We start from the raw sequence: 10,056 nt of genomic DNA, 5'->3' as shown, positions 1-10,056 counted from the left end.
ACGTTACCCTTGAGAAGCTATACTAGGCCAGGTGAACTACGAGATGGATATTTCTGATTTTGACTATGATCTGCCGGAGGAACGTATTGCTCAGATACCGCTAGAGCCGCGTGACAGCGCACGCCTTATGGTTTTGCACCCCAATGAGCATAGGATTGAGCATCGGCATTTTTATGAACTTGGCGATTTTCTAAGAAGTGGCGACGTTCTGATCTTCAACGATACGCGTGTCATCCCTGCACGGCTCATCGGTGCGCGCAGTCAAACGGGCGGGAAGGTCGAGGTCTTTCTCCTGCGTCAAATGGATAAAGATCAATGGGAGGCATTGGTCAAACCCGGAAAAAAAATGCGCATCGGCTCCGTCGTCCACTTTGGCGAAGAACTGTCCTGCGAGATTGTCGCTCATACGGATTTTGGCGGGCGTATCGTACGATTTATCTACGACGGCATCTTTGAGGAGATTCTGGATCGCTTGGGCAATATGCCGCTTCCCCCATACATTCATGAGAAGCTGGAGAATCGGGAGCGATATCAGACGGTATACAGCCGTGTGAAAGGCTCGGCTGCAGCGCCGACAGCGGGGCTGCACTTTACAGAGTCACTGATGGAGGAGCTTCGCAGAAAGGGCATCCAATTTGGCTTTATCACCCTTCACGTCGGGCTTGGCACATTTCGTCCTGTTCATGTCGATACCATTGAAGATCATGTGATGCACAGTGAGTTTTATTCGGTTCCAACAGAGACCGCAGAACTCATTCATATGGCAAAAAAAGAGGGGCGACGTGTTGTTGCTGTCGGTACAACGTCCATCCGTACACTGGAAGCAGCAGCCTCGTCTACGGGGACTGTCGAGGCGGGGAGCGGATGGACAAACATATTCATCTATCCGGGATATGAATTCAAAGTGGTAGACGCTGTAATCACAAACTTTCATCTTCCGAAGTCTACCCTCATTATGCTGATCAGCGCCTTTGCGGGGCGTGCGTTCACGCTGGAGGCATATCGCACGGCTGTAGCAGAAGCGTATCGCTTCTTTTCCTTTGGTGATGCCATGCTCATCCAATCACGACAATAAAAAACAACGCGATGAAAAATCGCGTTGTTTCTGCTTATGGAAGCTCACGGAACAGATCGCGGTGCTCATTGATGATTTCCGCCATCATCCGCTTCCCGTTGATATCAGGATGCAGACCATCCGTGGAGAGCAGCGGATCCAGAATACGCCGCTCTTTGTCGTAGAAATATGGCTCCATGTCCACATAGAATTCCTGCGTTCTGATCCAGGTGTTTACAGCCATCATCTTCCATTTCCATGATGGATCTGTCTCGGTGTGGAAGGCAAGCGAAATGTGTTCAGGGTTGATCGGCAGGAGCGTCAGGAAAATGGGACGAATGCCGTGGTTCAGACACTTCTTTTGCAGTTCATCCAAATCGTCAATGATGTCCTGTGCCGTGACACCATAGGCGCGCAGACTGTTCGATCCGGTCAGGATCAGCAGGTTCACCGGGTGCAGTGGAAGTACATCCTGCTCAAAACGCTCCAGTGTTGTATGGGCGGTATCGCCGCTACGTCCGAGATTGAGGCATTCGAACGGCAGGTATGTTGTATAGCTGTATTCGAGGAATGCGGGCGAGCTTGATATAGCGCCCCCACCGTGCGTGATGCTGTCCCCGAGCGCCGCTGCATAGATGCGATCATTCACAGCATCGACGGTGAATGAGGCGAGATCTGACCACGTTCCAATGGTATTGTCCTCCTCGTCCAGGCCTCGTACCCGCCAGTAATATGTGCCCGCATAGGGGCGCGCATATTCATCATAGACTGCATTGGCGGCCGTGATCGTCTGTGCCCATGCACGGTTTGGATCCGGTTCTGTACCGTGCTCCTTTGCAGGAGGCTCTGTCAGCAGTTCGACCTCATAACGTGTTACGCCGTTTAACGGAATCCATTGATATACAGGATAGATGGGCTGATGGAAGTTCATCATCTGATCGTAGGTATTTGGGATCGGACGATTTGGAACATCTGCGGACTTATCCAAATAAAGCTCCTCGGCAGGGGAGAATTCTCCGATTGGCTCAAGCTTCAGCCCGAGTGCCCGCACGCGCCAGTATATCTTTTCATAGTTCTGATAGGAGCGCAGATCAGCCTGCCAGCCGTTTGTAAAAACGCTGCGCGTACTCGTCAGGTGATTCGTCGGTGATGGCGTCGTGCCGCCCTCCTGTGCCGGCGGTGCGGAGAGAAGTTCAACCTCATAGAGAACGGCATTCGGAATGCTGTGCCAGAGCAGAAAGGGCTTGAGGCTTGCAGGATGATCTTCCGTATAATGAAAGATTGGAATGGGGGCTTTTGCCATGAAATATGGCGCTGCAATTGGTGTTGACGGGGCAGTTACGGCACCAAACATTCCATAGGCTGTAATGCGATAATAGAATGGAATGGGAGCGGAGGAGACCTTGCAGGAGGGCGTAGCGCTAAACTCGGTCTTTACGCTAGTGCCGTTTTGCTTGAGTTTAAAAAAATCCAATTCCGCCTCCTTAGTTATCGTAAATTTTTAGTTCGTTATACAAGCTATCTCGCTCGACGGGAACAAAGCCCGAAGTCTGAATGAGATCGGTAAAATTTCTAAGACTCATACCGCTTGCCGATTTCGCTCCGGCCGCGCTTTGGATGCTCTCTTTTTCTATCGTGCCGTCTAGATCATCAGCGCCGAATTCCTGCGCGACCATAGCCAAATTTATAGTCGAAGTCGCCCAGTACGCCTTGATGTGCGCGAGATTATCGAGCACCAGGCGCGAGATAGCAAAGGTTTTTAAAATTTCGGCCGAGCCGGGATAGTTTTCCACTTTTAGATAGTTGTTGTCGCGCTGATAAACAAGCGGGATAAAGGCGTTAAATCCGCCCGTCTTGTCCTGCAAATCACGAATCCGCAGCATATGATCGATGCGGTTTTGCCTGCTTTCTACGTGGCCAAACAGCATCGTAGCGTTGCTTTCTCTGCCTTTTTCGTGCCAAAGGCGGTGGATTTTGAGCCAGTTTTCCGAGCTCACCTTGCCTTTGCAGATTTTACGCCTAACCTCTTCGTCAAAGATCTCCGCTCCGCCGCCAGGCATCGAGTCCACGCCGTATTCGAGCATCTTTTCTACGACTTCTTCGTAGCTAAGGCCGTGTTTTCGCGAGAGGAAATCAACCTCCGCCGCTGTTAGAGCCTTGACGTGGATTTGCGGGTATTTTTCCTTGATTTTTTTAAAAATTTCCAAATACCACTGCCACGAGGTATCGGGGTTGTGCGCCGAGACGATATGTATCTCTTTTGCGCCGCCGGCGACGCTTTTTTCGACGATTTTTAGGATCTCATCGTGACTCATCGTATATGGGTTTGGATTTTTGCGGTTTGCGGAAAACGCGCAAAATTTACACACGTCTGCGCAGATATTGGTCGGATTTATGTGGCGATTTACGTTAAAAAACACCTTTTTGCCGTGCAGTTTCCGCCGTTTGGCGTTTGCGAATTTACCCAGCGTAAAAAGGTCTAGGTCGTACAAGCCTGCGCATTCGTCCGCGTCCAGACGTTCGCCGCTTTGGAGTTTTTCTATTAAATTTGTCAAATTTTATTCCGAAAATAGATATCAAACGGCGATTATATGTTAAAAAAGCTTTGTTTTTGCAAAATTTTAGTATCATCGGATAAAATTTACACAAAAAGACGGCGGTAAAAAAGTGGCTTTAAAAGGAAATTTAAGCGGCGTTTTAGGCGGTGCAAATTTGGCGTCGCAGCTAAAAAAGCTTCAGGGCAAGGGCTTTGCAAATTTCATCGCAAAGCAAAGCGACGAGCTGATAAAAGCTCTGTGCACGCGGGTTTTGGACGAGATTTTTGCGGACTTTAACCCTGATGTAGATTTTATCCCGTTTTGCGTCATCGCTACCGAAAAATACGCCGACAATCTCATCTCCACGAGCTCGGTTTTAGAGGTTTTACTCGTCTTTAAAGAAAACGCGGGCTTTAACGTCAAATTTATCCTAAAAAAGCTAGTCGCCGCGCTGGAGGGCTCAAATTTAAAGCTAAATATCAAAATTTGCGAGCTGGACGAAATTTACGAAGCGCACAAAAACGACCATAAAGCAAAGGCCGCGTTTAGCCGTATCCGCTACATCTGCGGCTCGCGCACGCTATACAAGGCCGCTAGATCGGAGATTTATAAAACTCGCGAGTTTAACGCGCAGGAAAATCTCAAATTTTACGCCAAAAACCTAGGCTCTTTTAACGAGATCCCAAACATAAAGCAAGAGCCCGATCTAAAAAACGACCTGGGCGGCACGAACGACATCTACTACCTAAACTGCGCTCTAAACGGCTTTGAAAACGAGATCAGCATGCGCTCGCAGGCTCTAAAATTTATCGACGAAAAGGAGCTTAGCGCGCTAAATTTGGCGACAGATTTTATCCTCTGCGTAAAATCTGCGCAAAATTTAACCCTAGGCTCGGACGTTTTTGCCCCCGCAAAGCTAAACGAGATCACCGCGCTCATGCAAACCAAGTCCAAAAAGACGCAAGAAAACAGCAGCGTCATCTCGCAAAAGCTCTTTTCCTGCATGCACTCGGTCGCGGTTTTCTCGCGCTATCTGGTTTCTAGCTTTTATAGGAGCAAATTTACAAGCGGGGCTAAATTTAGCGAGCTGCGAGCCGCGCGGCTAAAAAACGGATTTTATAGGTTTGAAAATACGATTTACGTACCGCTACACGTCCGCGCTAGGCCGCTAAATGCCGTACTAAAACAGCTTTTGGCTCTTGGCGATGCGGAGTATAAATTTGACGTTGGGACGATCTTTTACCTAAAGCGCGCGCAAATCAGCAAAGAAGACGCCGAGGATTCGCTCGCGCTTTTTAGAAAAATTTTGATGCGAAACCACGCTCACTGCATCATCAAAGCGCTTTTGGACGCGGAGATTTTGCCTGTTTTAGTTAAGCCGCTCGAGCACGCCGTAAATTTGGCCGAATTTGACGGCTATCATAAATTTAGCGTCGGCGAACACTGCGTTTTAAGCGTCAAATTTGCCGAAAATATCAAAGATAAATTCGTAAAATCGCTCTACGACGAGCTTTGCGTCGAGGGGCGAACGCTGCTAAAGCTGGCCTTGCTGCTGCATGACGCAGGCAAGGGTCTAGGCGGCGATCACTCGGTCGTGGGCTCAAATATTTTCCGCGCCTACGCCGCAAAGCTAAATTTGAGTGCAAAGGCTGTAAATATCGGCGTTACGCTCGTGCGCTACCACACGCTGATGAACGACGTGGCAAACCGCGAGGACATCTATGATCAGCGCACGATTTTTAGCTTTATCTCAAAACTAGGCGACCCGCAAACGCTAAAACTCTCCTACATCGTCGCTTATTGCGTGATAAACGCGACCGACGAAAAGCTCTATACGCCATATCTGGCGCGACTTTTGCGCGAGCTTTACGGCATTTGCTTGCAAAGCTTTGAGGATGAAAATCTGCTCGATGAAGCTTCAAGGCGCGTAAAAAAGGAGCTTAGCATCAGGCGAAACGCTAAATTTGCGGCCTTAAGCGAAAATTTGAAAGAGAAAATTTTCGCTATCAGGTCAAATTTGCTCTTTGCCAAATACCAACCAGCAGATATCATCGCTATCGCCTGGGCCGCGCAAAACGCCGATAAACTAAGCGTGCAGGTACAAAATCATCAAAGCCTGAGCATCGAAATTTACGCGCAAAACTATCCAAATTTAGCCGTTTTGCTCTCGTCTCTGGCGCATCTTGACCTTGGATTTATGGAGATTTTCGAGCTGTTTGACGGTAAATTTTACGTCAAGCTAGAGTTTAACAAAAACGTAAAATCAAGCGAGCTAGAAACTCTAAAAAACCTCATCGAGATCTCGCTAAAAAGCGGCGCCTCAGCGCAGATAAATCGCCCGACAATACTAAAAGGCGAGCTAAATTTCGACGCGAACCACTCGCAAGAGTACGCAAAGCTGGGCATAAACGCAAAAGATCAGCGCGGGCTGATGGCTTACGTATTGGGAGTTTTTAAGGAATTTGATGTAAAAATAGCCAATGCCAGAATCCAAACCGTAAAAAACAGGACGCGAAATTTGCTGCTTATCGAAAAGCGCGAGGGCGTGGATTTGGGCGAAATTTTAAAATTATTAGAAAGCGAGTAAACATGTGCGGAATCGTCGGTTACGTCGGCAATAGAGAAAAAAGAGAGTTTATTTTAAACGGATTAAAAGAGCTTGAGTATCGCGGCTACGACAGCGCAGGCATGGCGGTGATGAGCCTAGGGGGCGGTTGCGATAAATGCGCGCAGGAAATCGCCTTTTTTAAAGCCATCGGCAAGCTTGAAAATTTAGCCAAAAAATCAGAGGGCTTTAGCTCTAGCGGCGAAGGCGTCGCGATCGGTCACACGCGCTGGGCTACGCACGGAAAGCCTACCGAGATCAACGCTCACCCGCACCTGGGCGAGCACTCTTTCGTCGTTCATAACGGCATCATCGAAAACTACAAAGAGCTAAAAGAGGAGCTTGAAGCAAAGGGCGTTAGCTTCCTCAGTCAAACCGATACCGAAGTCATCGTGCATCTTTTTGAGGAAAATTTAAAAACCATCGGCGAGCCGTTTAAAGCATACGAAGCCACGGTAGCGCGCCTACACGGAGCTTACGCGACCCTACTGATCACCAAAACGGCTCCTGGCAAAATTTTCTTCGCCAAGGACGCCGCGCCGCTAGCCATCGGCAAAAGCGAGGAGAAAGAGGTATTTTTCGCCTCCTCCGACGCCCCGCTGATCGGCCTAGCCAAAGAGGTGTGCTACCTGGACGATAAAAGCTACGGATTTGTAAGCCTAGACGAGATTGCGGTTTTTAAAGACGCAAAAAGACTAAGCCCGAGTTTCGCCGCGCTGCCTGCGGATAAAAGCTACGCGCAAAAAGAGGGTTACCGCTTTTTCATGGAAAAAGAGATCTACGAACAAAGCGCGGTAGTCTCAGAAACGCTAATGGGACGCGTCAAAGAGGATGCGGTAGGTCTTGAAAATTTAACGAACGAGTACCTGCAAAATATCGATGATATCGTGATTTGCGCGTGCGGCACTAGCTATCACGCGGCTCTTACGTCTAGCTACCTTTTCGAGCGACTATCGGACACTAGAGCCAAGGTCGAGATCGCGAGCGAATTTCGCTATAGACGCCCGAAACTAAACAAAAACGCTCTTTTTATCGTTATTTCGCAAAGCGGCGAGACGGCCGACACCCTAGAAGCGCTAAAAATCGCCAAGCAAGCAGGACTAAAGACGCTAGCTATCTGCAACGTCGATAACTCCTCGATCGTGCGATTAGCGGACGACACGCTGCTAACTCGCGCGGGTATCGAAAAGGGCGTAGCCAGCACCAAAGCCTTCGCGACGCAGGTCGTGACGCTGTGGATGCTAGCGCTACAAATCGCGCAGGCTAAAGCCTCGATAAGCAAAGACGAGCTAAAAAACGAGATCGCAGCACTCCTGCACGTTCCGCAAATTTTAAATATCAGCAAAGAGCCGCAAGAGCGCATCCGACGCCTAGCAAAGCACTATTTGCACGGCCACGGCTTCTTTTTTATCGGGCGAGATATATTCTATCCGCTGGCGCTAGAAGGCGCGCTAAAGCTCAAAGAGATCTCCTATCTGCACGCCGAGGGCTATCCTGCTGGCGAGATGAAGCATGGCCCTATCGCGCTTGCCGACGAGAGGCTCTTTACGGTTGCGCTAATGCCAAAAACCATACTCTACGAAAAAACCAAAAGCAACGTCGAGGAGCTAGCCGCTCGCGACGCATATATACTTGCTATCAGCCCCGAGGAGTTCGAGCTTAGCGACGATTTTATAAAGACTAGCAAACAAGCCCACCCGATGAGCGAGTTTTTCGAGATGATGATCATCCTGCAGCTTTTTGCGCTAGAGATCGCCGTGAGGCTAGGCAACGACGTGGATATGCCGCGAAACCTTGCTAAAAGCGTGACAGTGGAGTAAATTTAGTAGGCGAAATTTGACGGGCGACGCTAAATTTCGCTTTTAATCCTAATCTGCAAATTTAGGTGAGAAGTCACTCGCCTAAATTTCTATCAAATTTTATTCTAAATTTAAATTCAAATTTATTGGCGCCCGGAAGCATCATGCAAAATTTAAACGAAAAATATGAAATTTATCAAAAAAGGCTAGATAAAAAGGCGGGTCGCCTCACGTCGTTGATGAACGATGCAAAATGGCTCAAGCTCTGCGAAATTTTAGAGGCCTCGGGTTGCAAGGAAATGCGCGTAAGGCTACTATCGGGCGACGAGGAGATCGCGCTCGTCTGCGGTTTTGGGTGTTTAGGAGACGGGTATTTCGACTGCGCCAACGGAGCTATTTTGTTTAAAGATCTACACTGGGTTTTCGTGCCTAAATTTTACGAACAAACGCGTATGAACAGAGCCGAAAAGCTCACATCAAATTTTATCCCAAATCCGCTTGAAGCGGTGCTGGACGCCATGACAAAGGCGGGTAAATTTGACTACGAAATAGACGAAAGCGGGCTAAAAATTTACGGATATAGATAAATTTGGCTCAGGCAAACGGAGTCAAATTTAAAGCCGCGCTTGCTCGCCAAATGCGGCAAAATTTGATAAAATTTGACGAACTTTAAACTCAAAGGAGCAAATATGAGCGCTCATCTATGCCCAAAATGCGGCGAAAACACGATCTACTTCGACGGCATTTGCCACTCGTGCAGCCAAAGGCAGAGGCGGGATGAAATTTTAAACCTAAACGCGGACGAAGTAGAGGCGATAATCCTAAAAATAGCGGGCCGAATCGACGAGATCGAAAAATGGGATGAGATTTGCAATGATTTTTGGGCGCTTTTTAGCCTGCTAGATATCCACGATCCAAGGATCGCGCGAGCCGCGGCGGCAAAGGAAATCTACTATCCGCCCGAGCTCTACTTTGGCGCGCCTGACGACGTAAGAGACGCACTCATAACAAAACTAAACTCGCTAGAGGATAACTCCAAAAACGTGCTAAATCACCTACTTTGCGCGCTTGCCTGGCAGGGCGGCGAGCAGACGGCCGAGCTTTTTTACGAGCTGTATAAAAACCCGCGGCCGTGGCGTAAAAAGCTCTACGTGGGTACCGAATTTTACGCAAAAATCGGCGGCTGGGTGTTTGACGAGACGGGCGAGCGAAAATCTTTGGTTTTTGAAAAGTGCCTCACCGCGGTGCGCGTAAAAGATGGCAAAATCGCGAGCCAAGACGCAAATTTAAACCCAAACCAAAACGCGGATGAGTCCGTACAGATCGGCGAGCCTACGGGCCAAAAGTGCGAGTTTTGCGGCTGCGAGATACTGGATATGTTGCGTCTAAAGGCATCCGATCCGCGGCTTGCGTTTTTAAATTTAAAGCACGACGCGATATTTCGCTGCTGCCCGACCTGCGTCGGTTCGGTCGTTTACTTTTGCAAGAGAGGCGCAGACGGCGAGATAGAGCTAAGCTATAAAGGCGAAGGATTTACGGAGAGTTATTTTTCGCACGAGGACATGGCGCGACTGTGCGATATGAAATTTAAGCTAGGCGGCGAAGTTTCCCCGTTTTACGGCTGCTTTAGCGAGCTTGATACGACCGTGGGCGGCTATCCGCAGTGGGTGCAGGACGCCGAGTATCTAACCTGCCCTAGTTGCGACGGGACGATGAAACATCTAGCGCAGATCCCATTTGGCGAGATGATACAAGGCGAGGGAGTCATATACGTGCAAATTTGCGAGAAATGCGAGGTTTTGGGCGGCTGCTTTCAGTGTACGTGAGGCAAGTTAATCAGCTATAATGTAAATAAAATTTGATTTAAGGAGAAAATATGGGGTTATTTAGTTTTGGTAAAAAGGCTGAAAAAGCGCAAAATCCAAGCACTTTTGCGGGCAGAGTGGATAAATTTTGGGCGGAATTTAGCGGCGTGATAGATGAGATCAAGGCCGATCTGGCGGCAAAAGAGTTTGAAAAGGCGATGCAAAAGACCGACGAGAAGCTTCGCATCTGCCTTGC

General features: G+C 48.7%; 8 protein-coding genes. 6 read left to right on the top strand and 2 right to left on the bottom strand.

Features of this window, described 5'->3' with window-relative positions; genetic code table 11:
- Positions 1-31: 31 nt before the first annotated feature.
- Entirely contained in the window at positions 32-1,075 is a 1,044-nt protein-coding gene (queA, locus tag Q0386_RS00525; protein ID WP_299025582.1) for a tRNA preQ1(34) S-adenosylmethionine ribosyltransferase-isomerase QueA, read from the top strand.
- Between the two features lie 34 nt (positions 1,076-1,109).
- Here queA and Q0386_RS00520 read toward each other — a convergent pair whose 3' ends face one another.
- The gene (locus tag Q0386_RS00520; RefSeq protein ID WP_299025578.1) at positions 1,110-2,528 is read right to left on the bottom strand and encodes a GDSL-type esterase/lipase family protein; all 1,419 of its coding nucleotides are present in this window, start codon (positions 2,526-2,528) and stop codon (positions 1,110-1,112) included.
- 10 nt (positions 2,529-2,538) lie between these two features.
- Positions 2,539-3,609 carry an aminofutalosine synthase MqnE gene (gene mqnE / locus Q0386_RS00515; protein ID WP_299025574.1) on the bottom strand — a complete coding sequence of 357 codons (1,071 nt, stop codon included), beginning with the start codon at positions 3,607-3,609 and terminating at the stop codon, positions 2,539-2,541.
- A gap of 112 nt (positions 3,610-3,721) precedes the next feature.
- Between mqnE and Q0386_RS00510 the strand changes: the two genes are divergently transcribed.
- The 5 genes from Q0386_RS00510 to Q0386_RS00490 form a co-directional block, all read left to right on the top strand.
- A complete protein-coding gene (locus Q0386_RS00510; protein ID WP_299025571.1) occupies positions 3,722-6,178 on the top strand; it encodes an HD domain-containing protein in 2,457 nt (818 codons plus the stop codon).
- Positions 6,179-6,180: 2 nt separating this feature from the next.
- Positions 6,181-8,016: a glutamine--fructose-6-phosphate transaminase (isomerizing) gene (gene glmS, locus Q0386_RS00505; protein ID WP_299025568.1), complete on the top strand. Its 1,836-nt coding sequence runs from the start codon at positions 6,181-6,183 to the stop codon at positions 8,014-8,016.
- A gap of 143 nt (positions 8,017-8,159) precedes the next feature.
- Positions 8,160-8,582 (top strand): DUF6678 family protein, encoded by a 423-nt coding sequence (locus tag Q0386_RS00500; protein WP_299025565.1) that lies wholly within the window; start codon positions 8,160-8,162, stop codon positions 8,580-8,582.
- Between the two features lie 102 nt (positions 8,583-8,684).
- On the top strand, positions 8,685-9,821 hold the full coding sequence (locus tag Q0386_RS00495; protein ID WP_299025563.1) for a cytochrome C: 1,137 nt from the start codon (positions 8,685-8,687) through the stop codon (positions 9,819-9,821).
- A 50-nt stretch (positions 9,822-9,871) separates the two neighbouring features.
- The coding region (locus Q0386_RS00490) for a hypothetical protein (protein WP_299025560.1) at positions 9,872-10,056 on the top strand (185 nt) is incomplete at its 3' end.

Origin of the sequence: uncultured Campylobacter sp., from assembly GCF_938045625.1 — a bacterium.
Lineage (GTDB): Bacteria > Campylobacterota > Campylobacteria > Campylobacterales > Campylobacteraceae > Campylobacter_A.
Note: the sequence above shows the minus strand (reverse complement) of the source record. Positions and strands in the feature narration are given on the sequence as shown.

Bases quoted from the DNA above. Each gene is read 5' to 3' on its own strand.
- glmS (WP_299025568.1), top strand. From the start codon at position 6,181: ATGTGCGGAATCGTCGGTTACGTCGGCAATAGAGAAAAAAGAGAGTTT.
- Q0386_RS00495 (WP_299025563.1), top strand. From the start codon at position 8,685: ATGAGCGCTCATCTATGCCCAAAATGCGGCGAAAACACGATCTACTTC.
- Q0386_RS00500 (WP_299025565.1), top strand. From the start codon at position 8,160: ATGCAAAATTTAAACGAAAAATATGAAATTTATCAAAAAAGGCTAGAT.